This is a genomic window from Serratia sp. BW106, from assembly GCF_002607755.1.
GTDB lineage: Bacteria > Pseudomonadota > Gammaproteobacteria > Enterobacterales > Enterobacteriaceae > Serratia > Serratia proteamaculans.
In genome coordinates this window covers 187,190-203,169 of record NZ_MCGS01000007.1, presented here as the reverse complement: position 1 = coordinate 203,169, position 15,980 = coordinate 187,190, and the positions used below count along the sequence as shown (strand labels likewise).

The 15,980-nt window shown below is 48.8% G+C and carries 19 protein-coding genes; 5 read left to right on the top strand and 14 right to left on the bottom strand.

Features of this window, described 5'->3' with window-relative positions:
• From BEI65_RS27105 to BEI65_RS05725, 8 genes are all read right to left on the bottom strand, one after another.
• Positions 1-283: lysis system i-spanin subunit Rz (locus tag BEI65_RS27105; protein ID WP_232518993.1), on the bottom strand; the 283-nt coding region annotated here is incomplete at its 3' end.
• The gene (locus BEI65_RS05755) at positions 280-765 is read right to left on the bottom strand and encodes a lysozyme (RefSeq protein ID WP_099062515.1); all 486 of its coding nucleotides are present in this window, start codon (positions 763-765) and stop codon (positions 280-282) included. The genes BEI65_RS05755 and BEI65_RS27105, both read right to left, overlap by 4 nt.
• Positions 765-1,031, bottom strand: coding sequence for a phage holin (locus tag BEI65_RS05750; protein ID WP_099062514.1), 267 nt, complete (start codon positions 1,029-1,031; stop codon positions 765-767). Before BEI65_RS05750 ends, BEI65_RS05755 begins: the two co-directional genes overlap by 1 nt.
• Before the next feature lie 24 nt (positions 1,032-1,055).
• Positions 1,056-1,259 (bottom strand): tail protein X, encoded by a 204-nt coding sequence (locus BEI65_RS05745; protein WP_049211534.1) that lies wholly within the window; start codon positions 1,257-1,259, stop codon positions 1,056-1,058.
• Positions 1,259-1,780, bottom strand: coding sequence for a head completion/stabilization protein (locus BEI65_RS05740; protein ID WP_099062513.1), 522 nt, complete (start codon positions 1,778-1,780; stop codon positions 1,259-1,261). The genes BEI65_RS05745 and BEI65_RS05740 overlap by 1 nt, the downstream gene beginning before the upstream one ends.
• A gap of 92 nt (positions 1,781-1,872) precedes the next feature.
• Positions 1,873-2,529, bottom strand: a complete 657-nt coding sequence (gene gpM, locus BEI65_RS05735; RefSeq protein ID WP_099062512.1) for a phage terminase small subunit — start codon at positions 2,527-2,529, stop codon at positions 1,873-1,875.
• A 3-nt stretch (positions 2,530-2,532) separates the two neighbouring features.
• On the bottom strand, positions 2,533-3,591 hold the full coding sequence (locus BEI65_RS05730; protein ID WP_099062511.1) for a phage major capsid protein, P2 family: 1,059 nt from the start codon (positions 3,589-3,591) through the stop codon (positions 2,533-2,535).
• A 56-nt stretch (positions 3,592-3,647) separates the two neighbouring features.
• Positions 3,648-4,445 carry a GPO family capsid scaffolding protein gene (locus BEI65_RS05725; RefSeq protein WP_099062510.1) on the bottom strand — a complete coding sequence of 266 codons (798 nt, stop codon included), beginning with the start codon at positions 4,443-4,445 and terminating at the stop codon, positions 3,648-3,650.
• Positions 4,446-4,635: 190 nt separating this feature from the next.
• Here BEI65_RS05725 and BEI65_RS05720 point away from each other — a divergent pair, with 190 nt between their 5' ends.
• The 4 genes from BEI65_RS05720 (at position 4,636) to BEI65_RS05705 (ending at position 9,079) form a co-directional block, all read left to right on the top strand.
• Positions 4,636-6,405, top strand: coding sequence for a terminase large subunit domain-containing protein (locus BEI65_RS05720; protein ID WP_099062509.1), 1,770 nt, complete (start codon positions 4,636-4,638; stop codon positions 6,403-6,405).
• The gene (locus BEI65_RS05715; RefSeq protein ID WP_099062508.1) at positions 6,406-7,443 is read left to right on the top strand and encodes a phage portal protein; all 1,038 of its coding nucleotides are present in this window, start codon (positions 6,406-6,408) and stop codon (positions 7,441-7,443) included.
• A 283-nt stretch (positions 7,444-7,726) separates the two neighbouring features.
• Positions 7,727-8,668: an HNH endonuclease gene (locus BEI65_RS05710; protein WP_099062507.1), complete on the top strand. Its 942-nt coding sequence runs from the start codon at positions 7,727-7,729 to the stop codon at positions 8,666-8,668.
• A 75-nt stretch (positions 8,669-8,743) separates the two neighbouring features.
• Positions 8,744-9,079, top strand: coding sequence for a hypothetical protein (locus BEI65_RS05705; RefSeq protein WP_099062506.1), 336 nt, complete (start codon positions 8,744-8,746; stop codon positions 9,077-9,079).
• A 379-nt stretch (positions 9,080-9,458) separates the two neighbouring features.
• On the opposite strand, the gene BEI65_RS05700 is transcribed toward BEI65_RS05705, so the two are convergent.
• The 5 genes from BEI65_RS05700 to BEI65_RS05680 all read right to left on the bottom strand — a co-directional run bounded on the left by BEI65_RS05700 (position 9,459) and on the right by BEI65_RS05680 (position 15,388).
• A complete protein-coding gene (locus BEI65_RS05700) occupies positions 9,459-10,187 on the bottom strand; it encodes a hypothetical protein (RefSeq protein ID WP_099062505.1) in 729 nt (242 codons plus the stop codon).
• Between the two features lie 927 nt (positions 10,188-11,114).
• On the bottom strand, positions 11,115-11,894 hold the full coding sequence (locus BEI65_RS05695) for a nucleotidyltransferase (RefSeq protein WP_198404406.1): 780 nt from the start codon (positions 11,892-11,894) through the stop codon (positions 11,115-11,117).
• A complete protein-coding gene (locus BEI65_RS05690) occupies positions 11,891-12,400 on the bottom strand; it encodes an SLATT domain-containing protein (RefSeq protein WP_099062504.1) in 510 nt (169 codons plus the stop codon). Before BEI65_RS05690 ends, BEI65_RS05695 begins: the two co-directional genes overlap by 4 nt.
• 119 nt (positions 12,401-12,519) lie before the next feature.
• Positions 12,520-12,864, bottom strand: a complete 345-nt coding sequence (locus BEI65_RS05685; RefSeq protein ID WP_099062503.1) for a hypothetical protein — start codon at positions 12,862-12,864, stop codon at positions 12,520-12,522.
• Between the two features lies 1 nt (position 12,865).
• Positions 12,866-15,388 carry a replication endonuclease gene (locus tag BEI65_RS05680; RefSeq protein WP_099062502.1) on the bottom strand — a complete coding sequence of 841 codons (2,523 nt, stop codon included), beginning with the start codon at positions 15,386-15,388 and terminating at the stop codon, positions 12,866-12,868.
• Positions 15,389-15,471: 83 nt separating this feature from the next.
• Between BEI65_RS05680 and BEI65_RS26740 the strand changes: the two genes are divergently transcribed.
• Positions 15,472-15,768, top strand: coding sequence for a hypothetical protein (locus tag BEI65_RS26740; protein ID WP_157765432.1), 297 nt, complete (start codon positions 15,472-15,474; stop codon positions 15,766-15,768).
• Here BEI65_RS26740 and BEI65_RS26955 read toward each other — a convergent pair.
• Positions 15,746-15,976, bottom strand: a complete 231-nt coding sequence (locus BEI65_RS26955; RefSeq protein ID WP_198404405.1) for a hypothetical protein — start codon at positions 15,974-15,976, stop codon at positions 15,746-15,748. The genes BEI65_RS26740 and BEI65_RS26955 overlap by 23 nt on opposite strands.
• Positions 15,977-15,980: the final 4 nt, after the last annotated feature.

The window sequence follows — 15,980 nt, the reverse complement described above, 5'->3', positions numbered from 1 at the left end:
CGGTTGGGCATGTGGCACTGAGCCGCAGCCGGCGACGGCCATCGGCAACATCACGCTGCAAATCATCAATTTTACTTTTCGCATTGGTTAATTCCCGGCTTCGGTTTTCGTCTATAGCAGCAACAGCACGCTGCGTCTTGTTTTGCCAATCAATCTGGCGGGTCAGCTTACCGTTGGCATCCTGCAATGTGTCGCGAACCTGGCGCAGCCCCTGATTGCTGTAGAACAGAAAGGCCAACAGGCAGAGCAAGATCAGGGCTATGACGGCAATCATACGGGTCATTTTTGCCCCCAGGTGCAGACCTCATGCTCTATATCTCGGCGGTTCATCAGGCCTTTCCACGGTTTACCACCGGCATAAATCCACTGGCGTAGGCCGGCGCAAGCCCCGGCCACATCACCCGCGTTCAACTTGCGCAGCAGGGAGGAATGCTCGAAAGCGTAAACGCCCACGTTATAGCTGAAACTGATCAGCGCGGCTTTTTGGTATTCCGTCGCCGGAACCTTTACCGACCGCTCAACCGAACGGGAGAAGGGGATCAGGTCTTTATCCAGCATCGCTTTGCATTGCGCCAGGCTGTAGCGCTTGTCGGGGATAATATCGGGGCCGGTGTGGCCGTAGCAGACCGTCAACACGCCCGCGACGTCGCGATAGGGTTCAAGCCTGACGCCTTCCAGTTCAGGGATCATTAACGTGGCGATGGCCAGCGCGCCGGTACCGGCAGCGCCAAGCAAACTTTTGCGCAAGGTGGATGACATCGCCATTATTCGGCCTCCTTACGGAACAGGCGGCGTTTTACCGGCGGCTCGGTGATGATCCCGGCGCTAACCCCTTTTTCATAGGCTTTGGTGCGACGCCAGTCGAAATAGGTCTGCGTGAGATAAGTGATCAGACCCAGGATAAAACCGCCGATCACCGCAACCTGATTCCAGTCCACATGGCGGAACCAGTCGACAAGGCCGCCGGTGCAGAGTCCGCCGGCAATGCAGTAGTTAAGACCGGCGGCAAGTTTTTCCGTCATAATTTTCATTCTCCACCTCCCGCCCGCAGGGCGTTAATCCCATAATTGAAGGGTTTGCACCGATGCGGCCTGAATGATATCCGGCATGTCTACCGGGCAACCGTGGGGCAGAATTGGCCCCCGATCGGCCAGGCCCGGATTGCTCAGCAATACCTGCTCGGTAACACCCTGTGTTTTGCCGTAATAGCGCTGACACAGTGCATCAACGGTGTCGCCCTGGTGCGCATAGACTTTCATCAGATCAACTCAACCGTCATGCGCGGCAGCGACTGGCAATCATTGATGGCCCAATCCGCATCGCGGCGCAGGTCGTCAACGGTTGGCTCCAAAGATTCGACCCGTTTGTTGCCTGAATTGGTGGCGTCAAAACTGCGAAAACGCTCGGTAAGACTGGCCTGCGTCAGACAAAACACTGCACGGCGGTAAAGCTGTACGCGGGTGCTCTCATCATCCAGACGATCGGCAGGGACCTGATCCAGTGCGCTATAGCCCGCGCTTTGCTGCCGTTTCCGCCAGTTGGCCAGGCGATCGTTAACTTCATTGATGGCATTGCGGACGGCTTCCAGCAGGCGTGGCTGGGTGATCGTCCCGTCCTGGCGCATATCTTCCCGGTATTGCTTCAGGTCGATATCCGGCCAAAAATCCGTATTTTTGATCACCGTGCTGACCGGAGGCGCGGGGGTAGGCGTTACATCAATTTCCAAATTGTTGCCGGGTTTCTGGTCGCCCGGTACGGGTTCAATCGCTATGCTGACCATGGTTTTTCTCTGTGAGTCGGGCGGTGGACGGGAGCGTTGATGCGGTTAAAACCTGTCGCGGCTCCCGTGCCGCCCTCGCCGGGGGCGATTCGTTAACTTTCTGCCTGAATGAGTTTTTCCAACTGCTTGATATCCGTTTTCACGCCAGAGTTTTCATCTTTCTGCAGGGCTTTTTTTAATGTGTCCAGGGCAAGCACGTTGTCACCGTCTTGACGCAGGGCATATCCTGCGAATTTATACAGCCGGGCTTTGACCTTGTCCGGCATATCCTGTCCTGTGAGCAACTGCTGAGCGCGGAGTAATTGCGCGGTATCCAGCGGCTTATTGGCCGTCATGCTGCGTTGTGCGGCGGCGGCCAACTCTTCGGCAATCAGGCAGCCGGTAGAACGTTCGAAACCGTCCGGGGCGACCAAATCATGCTTGATAGCGTATTCACCGATATTCAGCGCGCTTTCCATGTCGCCCACGTCCAGCAACCAGACCAGCACGCGCATCAGAATGGCGTCCTGCCTGCCGGCATCGCTTTGCAGCACACCGGCCACCCACGGCATATAGGTGGGGATCATGCGGCGTTTCAGTTCTGCCTTGGTGTTGTGGGACTCAACACCGCTCAGCCTGGCCAAGTCCTGCTGCATCTTGAACAGCAGCAGGTCATAGTTGCCCAGGTGGCTCAGGCTGGCCGCCTCACTCAATGAGGGGGACTGCTGCGCAGCGATATATTGCTTATGCCTGCGTGCCGGGCTGGTCATGGATTAATCCTCCTTGGGTGCCGGTGCGGTTGGTTTGAGGATTTCGATGTTTTCGATCAGTGCGGCGCATTGGTAATCTTCCACTACGTACGCCTCGTTGACCGATTCGTAGTTTTCAATGCGATCGCGCTTAGGGTTGTCGATGATATGGCGGCGGCGGGTGCCGTCTTGCCAGTAGATCGACAGGTTATCCAGACGGGTGATCAAAATGGTGTTATCCGGGAAGGAAGGGACGCGTACCGCCTGCAACCCGCCAATGCGTTTTTGCGAGATGATGACGTCAGCCGCCAGCATTTCACTATTTTCCTGTTCTTTGTTGACGATCGGGAAGTATTTGTCCGCCAACAGGGAGCGTCCGACGATGGCGACGAGTTCGGTATCGTCCTGGAACCAGGCGGCGATCAGTTCGTTGACGGCATCCATAACGAGGGCGTCGAGGTTGTGATAGTCTCCGGCTTTACCGATGCGGATCTTGTCTGAAACGACAGTGCCGGCCTCATCCAAAATCCTGGACATCACCTGATCCGGAGCACCTTTACGGATTTTTTCCAGCCAGCCAATATTCACGTCCTGCAACAGCTTGTTGACGGTGAAATCTGACGTTTTCGCACGCTTCACTCCGTTCCAACCGATCATGATGCGATCCAGTGCCTGGCGTTTCACAATCTGGTTGCGGATTTTGACCTGGAAATCCTTGAATTTGGCCCATGAATCCAGTTTTGAATACTTCAATGCGGTATCGAAGTTGGTCTGGGTACACATGTAACCCTGTTCATCCAGACTGGTTGGATCGATGGGTTCACGGTCTTTTTCATCGGTGTTGGTGGTGCTGGCAACCGGGCGATCAATCCCCAGACCGATTTTGTCCCCGCTTTGTTCATCAACCGGGACGATATTGATTGTTTTCAGGAAACCGCTGCTTTCCTGAATTTTTTCTTCCAGTGTCTGGCTAACGGATGGCTCAACGGTGAACTTTCCCGCCACATCCAGGGCATCAATGCCGTTGATGGCCGCAATCTGGTTCACATATTTCTTGTACTGCTCGCGGGTTACCTTTCTCATTTCTCTTTTCCTATAAATCGGCTAGAACGGTGCTGTCACCGTCTGTAATTGGTTGCTTAACAGTCGGTTAGCTCGGCGCTTTCGCCTCCCGTTGACAGTTCGCGATGCTTGTCGCTGCGGTCAGTGGTGCTGAGTTTGGTTTCCAGACCAGAAAATGCCGTCTCGCTGGCGGTCAGTCGGTCTGTCAGCTTTTGAATGGTGTCTTTCACGCCATCCAGACCGGAAAGTTTTTCCTCGGCCTGCTGCTGCCTTTCGGCGACCAACTCCACGGCCTGGTGAACATCGATAAAGCGCGCATCATCAGAGGCCTGCCGTCTGCTGAACATGGCTTTAATGCTGGCGAGCAGGTTCGGCTTTTCGGTTTCCGGTGTTTCGAATTCGAGGGTGGTTTCTTCGGCGGCAGAGAAAAACAGGCCCTGTTGCGCCAGGTGATTTGAGCTGAATTTCATCGCCTCGCTGCCGAGCGACGCAGGGTTATCCGTGAACGCGAGGCCGGTCAGATAGGCTTTGTTGGTATCAGCGAATTTTTCGTAATACTCAATGCTGGTGAAAATCTTCTGGCGCTTGTTGTTCAACTGCACCAGGCCATCCGTCGCATCAACCTGGGCGTAGAGCGCCATTTTGCCTTTTAGCGGGCCATCGCTGACTTCATCGGCGCTCAGTGACAGCACATCTCCATAAGCACAGAAGGTGCTGTCAGGAAAAATGCTCAGGTAATGCTCAAGGTTGACGCGCGCCGCTTTGAACTGCTGGTTATAGGTTTCGGCCATCTCTTTGATGTGCTGGCGCTGGATCTGACGGCCATCGCTGGTTGCTCCCTCTACGGCGACACGGAAAGATTTTGAAATTGGCATTGGATAAGCCCCGATCATGTAAGCGAATTTGGCCGGTGGTGGCCATGTTTGGCTTATGTTGGCGGGGGGCTGGAATGGGGACAACGCGGCGGCCTTGTGTGGTGAATGGCACAAGGTGCATTAAGGGTGTTGGTGATGGCGGGTAGGTAGCCTTTCGGCATTGAAACGTTGAATTTCAGGCTGATTGCACATGAACGCTATTACTATCAGTGCCGATTTGGATCCCCGTCGTCAAGCGATGTATCTCTACTGGCAGGGGCTGCGAGTGGCCCGCATTGCCGAGATGATCGGGGAGAAGCCCGTCACGGTACACAGTTGGAAACGTCGCGACAAGTGGGACGATTACGGCCCGCTCGACCAGATGCAAATCACGACTGCCGCCCGCTACTGCCAGTTGATCCTAAAACCGGTGAAGGAAGGGCGCGACCTCAAAGAGATTGACCTACTGGCCCGCCAGGCTGAGCGACACGCCCGTATAGGTAAATACAACGGCGGCGGGAATGAGGCGGATCTTAACCCCAATATTGCCGCCCGTAACACCGGTCCGCGTAAGCGCACGCAGAAAAATGCCTTTACGGATGAGCAACACGCCCGGCTGAAAGAAATCTTTCTTGAACAGATGTTTGAGTATCAGCGCAGTTGGTACCGGGCCGGATTGTCGAAAGAATTTCGTATCCGCAACATTCTGAAAAGTCGCCAGATCGGCGCAACCTACTATTTTGCCCGTGAAGCCCTGATCGATGCCCTGGACACGGGACGTAATCAGATGTTTGTTTCTGCCTCTAAGGCGCAGGCGCACCAGTTCAAAAACTACATCATGGCTTTTGCGCAGGAAGTTGATGTAGAGCTGCGCGGGGAAACGATCATACTACCGAACGCGGCGGAAATGCACTTCTTAGGCACCAACTCCAACACCGCCCAGGGGCGACCGGGCAACCTGTATCTGGATGAGTATTTTTGGATACCTGGCTTTAAGAAACTGCGCCGGGCGGCATCGGGCATGGCGTCGCAAACGCGCTACCGTTCCACCTATTTCTCTACCCCGTCCAGCATGACCCATGAAGCCTATTCATTCTGGAATGGCACGCTGTTTAACAAGGGCAAGTCGAAGGACAGACGCCGGGAAATTGATGTGAGCTATAAACGCCTGGCTAGCGGCCTGCTCTGTGAGGATAAGCAGTTTCGCCAGATCGTCACCATTGAGGATGCGTTACGCGGGGGCTGTGACCTGTTTGATCTCGATGAGCTGCGCGAGGAAAACAGCGATGAAGACTTTGAAAACCTGTTCATGTGCAACTTCATTGATGATACCGCGTCGGTGTTCCCGATGGGGGAAATGCAGCGTTGCATGGTCGACAGTTGGGAGCATTGGACAGACGTTAAACCCTTCGCATTGCGCCCGGTGGCGGCGCGGGAAGTCTGGATCGGTTATGACCCGGCCAGTTCTGAAAACGGCGACAGCGCCGGCTGCGCGGTGATCCTGCCGCCGCTGATTGCTGGCGGGAAGTTCCGCGTGCTGGAGCGCCATCAATGGCGTGGTATGGACTTTTCCGCTCAGGCCAAAAATATCAAAGCGCTGACTGAGCGCTACAACGTGACCTATATCGGTATCGACAACACCGGCCTTGGCCGTGCTGTGTCGCAACTGGTGCGCCAATTCTTCCCGGCGGTTAACGCCATCAACTACAGCCTGGAAATGAAAACCGACCTGGTACTGAAAGCCCGCGACGTGATCCGCTCTGGCCGTCTGGAGTTCGACGCCGGCGCGCTGGATATCGCCCAGGCGTTTATGTCCATCCGCAAACAGATGACTGCAACGGGGCGGCGGGCAACCTATGTCACTAGTCGCGCCGAAGGCGTCAGCCACGGTGATGTGGCCTGGGCGGTAATGCACGCCTTATTCAATGAACCGCTCGAAGGGGCAACCGGTAGCAATACAGGTTTTATGGAGATTTTTTAGATGAGCAAACGCAACCGGGGCCGCAAAAACACCCAGCCGATCACGCAGAAACAAAGCGGGGCGCAGCATGTGGAGGCGTTCACCTTCGGCGACCCGATCCCGATGCTGGATCGGCGTGAAATTCTGGACTACCTGGAATGCAGCATTGTTGACCGTTGGTATGAGCCGCCGATCTCTTTCAGTGGCCTGGCGAAGACGTTCCGTGCGGCAGTGCATCACAGTTCACCGATCACTATGAAGCGCAATATTTTGGTGAGCATGTTCAAGCCCCATCGGTTGCTGTCCAAGCAGGATTTTAGCCGGTACGCGCAGGATTTTATGGTATTCGGCAACAGCTTTATTGAGGGCCGCCGTAACCGGTTGGGCGGTCTGATGAAGCTGGCCCCCAGCCTGGCGAAATATACCCGCCGTGGCGTAGAAACTGACTCTTACTGGTTCGTGCAATCGTGGATGGAACCACATCAATTCGAGGATGGCTCTATTTTCCACCTGTTGGACCCTGACATTAATCAGGAAATTTACGGTGTTCCCGAATACCTTTCCTCGCTTAACTCCATCTGGCTTAACGAGGCGGCGACGCTGTTTCGCCGGAAATACTACCTCAACGGCAGCCATGCCGGGTTTATCCTGTACATGAACGACGCGGCGCACAAGCAAGAGGATATCGACAACCTGCGCAAAGCGCTGAAAGAGTCGAAAGGGCCGGGTAACTTCCGTAACCTGTTTATGTATGCGCCTGGCGGCAAGCCAGACGGGTTACAACTGATCCCGCTGGCCGAGGTTGCAGCAAAGGACGAGTTTTTGAACATCAAGAACGTGACCCGTGATGATCAGCTGGCGGCCCAGCGCACGCCACCGCAACTGATGGGGATTTTACCGAACAATACCGGCGGTTTTGGGGATGTTGAGAAGGCTGCGCGGGTGTTTGCCATTAATGAGCTAGCTCCGCTGCAAGAGCGACTGTGTGAGCTAAACGAGTGGGCAGGGGAAGAGGTGATCAGCTTCAAGCCTTATGAGTTGTTGAAATCGGATGTATAAGTTTTTGCTCTAAAAATACACTGATTCATACTTGAGCCATCACTTCTAATGGTCTGAGCTAAAATTTGGTCTGGCAATCGTCTTTGGCCCGAAGCGGGCGTTCAAAACGTTGGAACGTAATGACGCAGTAGGTTATGCCAATAACGGTCAAAATGCTTCGGTTAAACAGGTAGCGACGCACAACACGTTGGTATCGTTACCATATTATGGATTTAACTTGTAAATCAAAACCCTTTGCGATTTGATAGAGTAAACCAATAATCTTTAGGTGCGGGATAAGTTTGTGACACAGAAAGCATGGTCCTTTAAAACTATTGAACAGGATGATTTAAGGTATTGGGGAAATGATGGTTACCATGATGACTCATCCTCCTTTTATCGTTATGACAGTTTTGTCGCTAACCACAAAAATGTAAAAGTAGGTGATATTGTTATCATTACAAACAGAAACAAGGTTCTAGGGGGGGCTGTTATTGATAGTATTGCAACGAAAAAAATAGATAAAAAACGCAATAAATGCATCCACATGGATTGTAGCGCAAAAAAAATCCTTCCGAGGAAGAATGTTAAGCCTAAATGGCGCTGTGATAATGGCCATGAGTTTGATGAGCCAAGAGTGATCTTTGAAGCAGCTGTTGGGTTTGTTGCCAATTATGGCATTCATTACAAAGAGATAACTGGTGTTACAATGGAGAGACTCATCGCTGAGACTCCACGCTATAATGGTCAAATGTCAATTCAGGAAGTTAATTTTCGTTGGGCTATCAAATTATTGGGCTCTCAATCCGCTTTAGCTCAGGGTCTTGACGCTGGAGATGCTGATAATGACACACCGATTTTGATGGTTGATGATCAAAGGAATATAGTTGAGCGACAAATAAAACAACGACGTGGGCAAAAAAAATTTCGAGACCAGCTTTTAGTATCTAACCCTATATGTGCTGTTACCGGTTGTGAGCTGATAGATATTCTCGAAGCAGCTCATGTTGATGCATATCGAAACGATAGCCATAATCATATCAGTAATGGGTTACTGCTTCGTAGTGATATCCATACCTTGTTTGATTTGAATTTATGTGCTATCGATCCTTCTGATAATAGCATTCATTTTTCTAAAGGGGCTTTCGAAAATGGTTATCAACAGTTCGAAGGTGTTTGTTTGAAAGTAAATCATAAAGTTTCTCAAGACGCTGTATTAAAGAGATGGGTGATATTTAATAGGTGATGTGAAATTGATTTTTATGTTATAAATTTGAATGATATGGTTATATTAAATTGTATGTATATAAGTGGGATGACTATGAATGAGTATTTTGATGTTAAAGTGATGTCTACAAAAAATGATGATATCAAAAGTATAGAAGAGAATGAGTTTCGCCAGCTCGTTACAGAAGTAGCGGCACAGGGATTCATTGCCAGCGGACAAGTGTCAAAATATATCGTTCGTAATCAACTTGGTTACAAATATGAGAACATATCTGGTATCCTCGAGATGAAAAAAGCAGGTGATGTATGGGATTTTAAAGGTGGTTTTCCGAAGCAAATCTATGCCAGGCTTTGCCAAGAACTAAACTTAAAAGATAATGGTTCTACAGCTAAACCAGGAAAGTTTACATCGTTTAAAGATAGTAAGTGATACAACTTCTCTCTCATGATTTATTTATGGACGCTATAATCGGTTGGGGAATCCAATGAAGTATCTCTCCAAACCTAGTGAAATATACCCGCTGTGGGCTTGAAACTGACTCTTATTTTGTTTGTACAATAACGGATAGAGTCGCATCAGTTTGAAGATGGCACTGTTTTTCATCCGTCGGGCCCTGACGTTTATACAGCATGTGCGGGATTCTAAAAATGAGTATCTTGCGGCTGGACCGCTAGAGCAAGTTTGGCTATTGCGTCCCGATAAGAATAAGTTCTGCGGTTTAAAAGTAAATAACCACCCGCTTAGGTGGTTTTTCTTGGATTGAATTTGCACCTCAAATCGTTGGGTCAATCACTAACCATGATTGACCTTACCATTGTGATAGATTATCCAATATAACTTTCTGTTCAGAGAGTAAGTCTTTGTACATATTCTCACTAAGAGAATCATTTAACTTAAACCTTCCTTTCTTTAAATTTAATCCTTTAACGCCTTCATGAAGCGATTTTGATATAGAATCCCTGTCCTGTTTGTCTTTAAGGTTGGCATCTAATTCTGATATGTATTTATTAAGATCCAATATGTCGCTATATATAGCAATTGATGAGTTGTCTTTTCTAATTAGTTTGTTTTCAATTGATGTCATTTTATTATGTATTTTCTCAAGAGATCCAACAATTCCCTTTCTGGCTTCAACTCTAATAATCTCATCCTTACTTCTTGATCGTGTTTGAAATAAAACCTCAGAGTTTACAACGTTACCAATTTTATGAACATCAGATATAATGGCTTTAACACCTTCTCTATACTGAGGGTAGTTAGCAACAACATGCCCTGCGGGGGTTAGAGCGCTTAATAGAACACAAACTTTACCATAAGCAGTTATCTTTGCTTTAATAGAACCGTCTTCAAATTCAACCTCTATATCAACATTATCATATAGGAAGAACTTTAACCTTTTTTGAGCATATTCAGTAATGTTATCCTTAATTCTCTGAAGTTCAGCTTCTTTTTGCTCATTAGTAACAGATGTTAGCCATGTTGGTTCAACATGCACGTATGATTGACTTAATATATTACTATCTATGTAATTGGCCATAAAATCCTTCAATTTTATAGAGGTAGATTATCTTGAGTAAGTTTTCATAATATACCAACCAGATTGCCTGTTAGCCAAACACTTTCTCAACACCACAGTAAAGGTCGCCCTAATTGGTGGTTTTCCGTTATTATTAACATGTTGATGCATTTCTGTGTGTTGCTGTGACATGTCACAAACGATTTTTTTATGAAAATGACATGTCTACGACTGTTGGAAATAAAAATGTGACGTCGTAGGTTAGTATCATGTCATCTGACTTACCCAGTACTGGCTTTCTTATCTAAAGCGTGTTTTTATCGGGATCAACTTGGATTTTAAATGAAAAAACACTGCATAACCTAAAGTGCAACAATCCGCATACTTCCTGGCCTATCAAATCAGTCCTTTAGGCTCCTGCCAGCAAGGCTTTGGTATGATTTTCTACTGCATAAAAAGTGAACTCTCAAGTATGCAGCGCGGGGGCGGGGGGGACGGCACGGAATAGAGGATCGACGGGGATCGTTTTTCTTGCCTATCCTCCGCACGTATTTACCTGCGCATTGCTGAGAGTCAATCAGATTTGATGCGCGATCGATGTTGCAAAGAAATAAATGCCTCGCTGTGTGGCGTATAGGCGCTTTTGTGAGGGGGAGGTAATGTGCGGTTTTCTATGCCCGTCGGCGGGGGTATTCATTTTTTGAGTATCAATTCACCCTGAAAATTTTTACTAGCACAGACTTTATTCGGGAAAATACTGTGTGAGAGCAAAGTTAAATCTTAGAAAATGCATAGAGGAAAATACGCAGTTGTCGGCGTTCAAGTGTTTTCATACTGCTTGATGTTAACGAGTATAATTATTTTATTTTTAACCAACTACAGATGCGGTATATAAATAAGCACAAATATTTGTCATCTGTGCTTATTATTTAATAATTCATATTGATATTAAATTTCAGGTAATATTTTTTTTATTTCTGCTTCGGCCAAATAGTTCCAACCATTAGCTTCGTTAATCTTCGTTTCTGCAACTACATTTTTTAACTTGTTTACTGCGTTTTGTTTCCATTGAGGTGCTAAATACGAGCAATAAATTGATTCGACAGCGCTGTAAAAGTAATCCTTTATGTTATAACAAAGGAAAAAATTCATGCTCACTATGTTTTTTTCTAATTCATAAGACTCAAAGACATATCCAGCATTAGCATTCCAATATTTTAATATTCTTACTAAAGGTTTTATTAGATGATAATTGTTCTTATTTTTTTCCGTTAAGCTAAGGTTAAAAGCATTGGGGTCTGTACTGATCCATGATTGAAAATTATTAGCAGGGGCAGGGATTTGATATCCATAAAATATGTCATATATTGCTGGAACTAATTCAAACGTAATATGATTAAGATTTAATCTTATAGTTGGATGACTTTGCTTTATTTCTGATGATGTATAATAGTATTCAACAAAACTTTTCAGTCTATTGAGATAAGTTTGTGGTTGGTAGCCGGTATTGTTGAATACAATCATGTAGTCAACATCAGACTTAGGATCATATCTTCTTGGTAACATCGTATATCTGGTGTTTGAACCAAATGTAAAATGATTGGTTACATCGGTAGTATTAAAATGAAATCCCAGCCTTGCTTTTAATGTGGCTATAGATGTTGTTATCGAGCTATCTTTCAAAATCGCATTTCTAGCTATAGAATCTAAATATGACTGGACGCTCATTTATTTTCCTTGTCAATGTCGTAAATAACAAAGCCATTATTAAAATCTGATTGAGTCTTTTCATAAGCCCAGCGAGGGATCGTTGGTGAGGTGATATTTAACTGATTCCTATAATCGGAAAATATTTGTATTTTCTCTTTCAATTCTTTTTCGGGTAGGTTTGTTTCATGTAATTCTATCTCGCGAAAGATTCGTACATTATTTTTAAGATTATTATATCCGCCTGCTGCGGATTTGAATTGACTCGCCTTCTTACTTGGGTTTAAAGCAGTGTTTATAGCAGTTAAAATTGTAAGTATTATGGATATGACGATTGTTACTATTGTCATATCTTTTACAGCGCTTAATCCAGTAACTGCAGCTAATATTGCTATGGCCACACCAACTATTAAGTTGCATTTATCCCATGGAACAGAAGCATTATAATGTGACTTCGATGAATAGAGCGCGTCCTCTTCAATACGAAGGCACTCATTTTTAATTTTTTCAATAAGCTGACTATTCATTTCACACCTAATTATAATATTTCACCATGCAGAGTTTAATTATAACGCATAATGTCAACTCAAATCTCAGTTTGTACACACATTCTTTCACTGTTGCAATATTATGTCTGCTGATAGTGCTACAGCGTTGTCAGCATCAGCTTTTTGTAACCAGCCGTCTGCCAACACTGCGAATCACCTTGCATACAACAACCAGCCGGATCCCCCGGCAGCGTATCGCCGCACTTCCTGCAACTGCTTTTGCGCAGCTCGGCAATCTGTTTATGCAACAGCTTGTTGTCCTGCCGGATGAGGCCGATCAGGTATTCCGTCACCTCGTAAGGTTCTCTCGCGATCCGGCGCTGCTGGCAGCCTTCCAAAATCATCGCCATTTCCTGGCTGTCTACGCGCAGGGTGATCGTGGTGATGCCGTTCGCCTTGTCACGCTGTCGCTGGGTGCGTTTACGTTCTGTCGATGTGGTCATGCTATTCCTCCGATTGCTGCTTTATGGCTTCTTTTCTCAGGTGGTCGCCAATAAGGCGCGTTTGCTCTGGTATCTGCCGATGCCATAGCGCAGTGAGTCGCGTCAGCGCTGTGGTAGCTGCTGGCGTTGATTGCTGATACAGGCAACCATCGGCCCGTGCGCGGTAGCGCTGACCGTCGATAATGACCGTCGCGCCCCTGGCCACCGATTTCAAAATGCAGGCATCCAGGCTGAAACCGATGGACTCGGCGAAGCTGCCGATCTGGCGTTCCAGCTTGCTGAGTGGTCGCTTGATTGTGTTAATGCCAGCACTGGCCGTAGATGGCCGGTGATTTTCAGCCTCCTGCCCATCATCTAAACTGAAATAAGCCAGGGCGCGTTGCTCCTGTTCGTGGCGCATTTGTTCCCGCCAGCGCTTATTGCTGGCCGGATCTGGCAGTATCGACCTTATTGGTGGCAGATTTAGCCCCTCATCTGGCAATGCAAAGCCCTCGGCGACGGCCGTAAATGGATTTTTCATGGGTTCTGGCGATGCGCTGCGTATTCGCCGGAGTAACAACCGCCGTTCCTTGTCGGTTATTCGTTCAAAATCGAGGTTTTCAGGCGGTGGAGGTGGCTCCTTAACCTGTTTGGTTTTTAGCCTTTCCGGCTGCACCGTACAGTTATTGACAGAACTCCGAGAGGGCGCAGGCGCGCCCTTAACGTCAACGGCCAAGTCAACGGCACGGGCCGGAACAAACTTCCATTCTTTCGTGCGGGTGATAATTGGGGTATCCATCCCGACCGGTGGTGAAAACACACCCCGGATCCGGATCACGTCTTCGCCATAGTCGTTAGTGGCTTCTGCCGGCTCGTAGTAGGTGCGCACGATCAGATCGTCACGTCGGACAAAGGGGCCACCCTGGGCGTTGACGTATTCAGCCCAGCGGCCGTAATCGGCAGCATCATGTACGGCGGCAAACTCGACACTGAGGCCTAGTGCGGTTTCATGGTCAGCCATGCGGCGCAATTCGCGGTAAACCGTCACCGGTGCGCCGCCAATAAACTGAAACTGGCGGATGCGCCAGCGGGCGGCCCAGGCGGATACCGCCGGGGCAACCTCTTTCAGCTCTTTGCCGCTGTCGTCGTCCAGTTCACCATCAAGTGCGTAACCGTCGATGTTCTTTGAGATGTATTTGGCTATGTACCCGGTGGCGCTGCCTTTTTCCGGATCTATGGCTTCGGCGTGGAAACGGGCTTTTCTTGAGCGTTCGCTGTAAAGCTCGTCAGTGTCTTCCGCACAGGCATAAGCGCGCAGGATATCGCGCACCTGGTCAACTACCTCGGGCCGCATGAATAGCAGCATATGCCAGTGAGGCGTGCCGTCACCGTGCGGCTCAGCCACACGGATCCCGAAGATGCGAAACCCTTTACGATGTAGCTTGGCGCGTGCGCGTTCCCACACATTACGCAGATAGTGCTGCGTTTCGTCCGGGCTGGCCCCACACCATTTCCGATTGCGGTGGCCATGTCTGTTGGTGGCATGGAAGCGGGAAGGGGCTGTCAGGGTGTAAAACTCCCCCACGAACCCCATCTCGTTGCAGATATCCTCAAAACCACGAATGCGGTTCATCATCTCGCACCGGCGAATGGCGGGATTTGCAACACTGTGATCGTATTTGCCGATTACCGATATGCGGTTGCCTTCGTCGTCTTCCAGCTCCATCGATTTTAAGAATTCACGGGTGCGGCGTTTCTGCTCCCGCCAATCGCTGACGGTTGGCCGGCTGGCATAGGGCGTCGCTTTTTTGCTGACGTGACCGATAGCTATATGCAGGTGTTCTTTCCAGCGGTCAGAATGGCGTCGCAAACGGCGCAGCCACCAATCTTCTGACATCATGCGCATGACTGCCGGTGAGGTGTTATCCATTGTCATTTTCCAGCGGGCCACCTGGTAGGTTTTCCACAGTGGCGGCTTTTGCTTAAACCTGCGGGTGAGTGCGGCAGCCCCTTTATATAGCGCCATGACGTTCAATAATTCAGAAGACCGGCCAGTTTCTTCATCGATTACGCTCAGTTCCTGCTTGATGACAGCGGCGATATCTTTCGCCAGCAGTTCTATATCAGCTCGCCCGGCGTCCGGCAGATGGTTAAAGCGGTGGCACAGGGCGGCATCGCTGTTGTTATCGGAAGCGCGGTATTTATCACTGACGAGATCAAGCCGTGGCAATACGCGCTCAACAAAGTTTTTCGTCAAGTACGCATTGCCCCGGCGGATACCCTGGGATTCTTCCAGCTTGTTGATGTGGTAGCGCACATAGCGTTGGATCAGCTGTGGTTGTTGTTCTAACAGATGATGTGCGCACAGGGTGGCGGCGATCTGCTCCTCGGTCTTTTTATCGATCTCGGCCGGTCGGTTCAGCGACGGATCGATAACCGGGAGCGGGGCATTCCATGAGAATGCCCATTTAAAAGCAGGTGCGCCGTTACCCGGAAACGGCGGTGGTGGTGTGGGAGCGTGCCGGCCACCGGAGTTTCTAGCCATGCATGGCGGCCTGATGCTTTATCAAAGTGGTAAAATTATTCATAATCATCCCGTTACGTATGCATCTAAATGGGATGAACAGAATGCTTAATGACGTTGAAAAGTTGAGTGGTGAAGAAGTCGATGCCAGATTGAAATCTTTGGAGTTAACTCTTGCAGCGCAAGGCGTAATGATTACGGCATTATTAAAAGAATTAACAACAAAATCACCATCATCAATGGAGGCAATAACAGACCTTGTACGAGCCGAAATCTCTCGCGTTACTAAACCTGAAAGTGATGAGCGGGCGGTGATCCAGCAATCGGTCAAGCAGGTTTTTGATAGTGCATTTGAAACGTCGCAAACTCTTAATTTAATCAAAGCTTCTTCCTCACGCTGATTGTTTCAGCCGGGCCGATCATCTTTATAATCTCCACGAGGTTTTCAGCCCGGTACTGCTTTCCGTTTTGCATCATCACGAAATACTGCCCCTTATTGGTTGTTGAAGGGTGGAAGTAAGCGACGTCTTTTTGTTGAACAACAAAATCGCGAGAATTACAGGTGAATGTAAAAACGCCAGTTGGCATGGCACAGGAGTGAGTTTTCATAAAG

Coding starts and splice junctions, on each gene's coding strand:
- BEI65_RS05755 (WP_099062515.1), bottom strand. CDS start 765: ATGGCGATGTCATCCACCTTGCGCAAAAGTTTGCTTGGCGCTGCCGGT.
- BEI65_RS05750 (WP_099062514.1), bottom strand. CDS start 1,031: ATGAAAATTATGACGGAAAAACTTGCCGCCGGTCTTAACTACTGCATT.
- BEI65_RS05745 (WP_049211534.1), bottom strand. CDS start 1,259: ATGAAAGTCTATGCGCACCAGGGCGACACCGTTGATGCACTGTGTCAG.
- BEI65_RS05740 (WP_099062513.1), bottom strand. CDS start 1,780: ATGGTCAGCATAGCGATTGAACCCGTACCGGGCGACCAGAAACCCGGC.
- gpM (WP_099062512.1), bottom strand. CDS start 2,529: ATGACCAGCCCGGCACGCAGGCATAAGCAATATATCGCTGCGCAGCAG.
- BEI65_RS05730 (WP_099062511.1), bottom strand. CDS start 3,591: ATGAGAAAGGTAACCCGCGAGCAGTACAAGAAATATGTGAACCAGATT.
- BEI65_RS05725 (WP_099062510.1), bottom strand. CDS start 4,445: ATGCCAATTTCAAAATCTTTCCGTGTCGCCGTAGAGGGAGCAACCAGC.
- BEI65_RS05720 (WP_099062509.1), top strand. CDS start 4,636: ATGAACGCTATTACTATCAGTGCCGATTTGGATCCCCGTCGTCAAGCG.
- BEI65_RS05715 (WP_099062508.1), top strand. CDS start 6,406: ATGAGCAAACGCAACCGGGGCCGCAAAAACACCCAGCCGATCACGCAG.
- BEI65_RS05705 (WP_099062506.1), top strand. CDS start 8,744: ATGAATGAGTATTTTGATGTTAAAGTGATGTCTACAAAAAATGATGAT.
- BEI65_RS05700 (WP_099062505.1), bottom strand. CDS start 10,187: ATGGCCAATTACATAGATAGTAATATATTAAGTCAATCATACGTGCAT.
- BEI65_RS05695 (WP_198404406.1), bottom strand. CDS start 11,894: ATGAGCGTCCAGTCATATTTAGATTCTATAGCTAGAAATGCGATTTTG.
- BEI65_RS05690 (WP_099062504.1), bottom strand. CDS start 12,400: ATGAATAGTCAGCTTATTGAAAAAATTAAAAATGAGTGCCTTCGTATT.
- BEI65_RS05685 (WP_099062503.1), bottom strand. CDS start 12,864: ATGACCACATCGACAGAACGTAAACGCACCCAGCGACAGCGTGACAAG.
- BEI65_RS05680 (WP_099062502.1), bottom strand. CDS start 15,388: ATGGCTAGAAACTCCGGTGGCCGGCACGCTCCCACACCACCACCGCCG.
- BEI65_RS26740 (WP_157765432.1), top strand. CDS start 15,472: ATGCTTAATGACGTTGAAAAGTTGAGTGGTGAAGAAGTCGATGCCAGA.
- BEI65_RS26955 (WP_198404405.1), bottom strand. CDS start 15,976: ATGAAAACTCACTCCTGTGCCATGCCAACTGGCGTTTTTACATTCACC.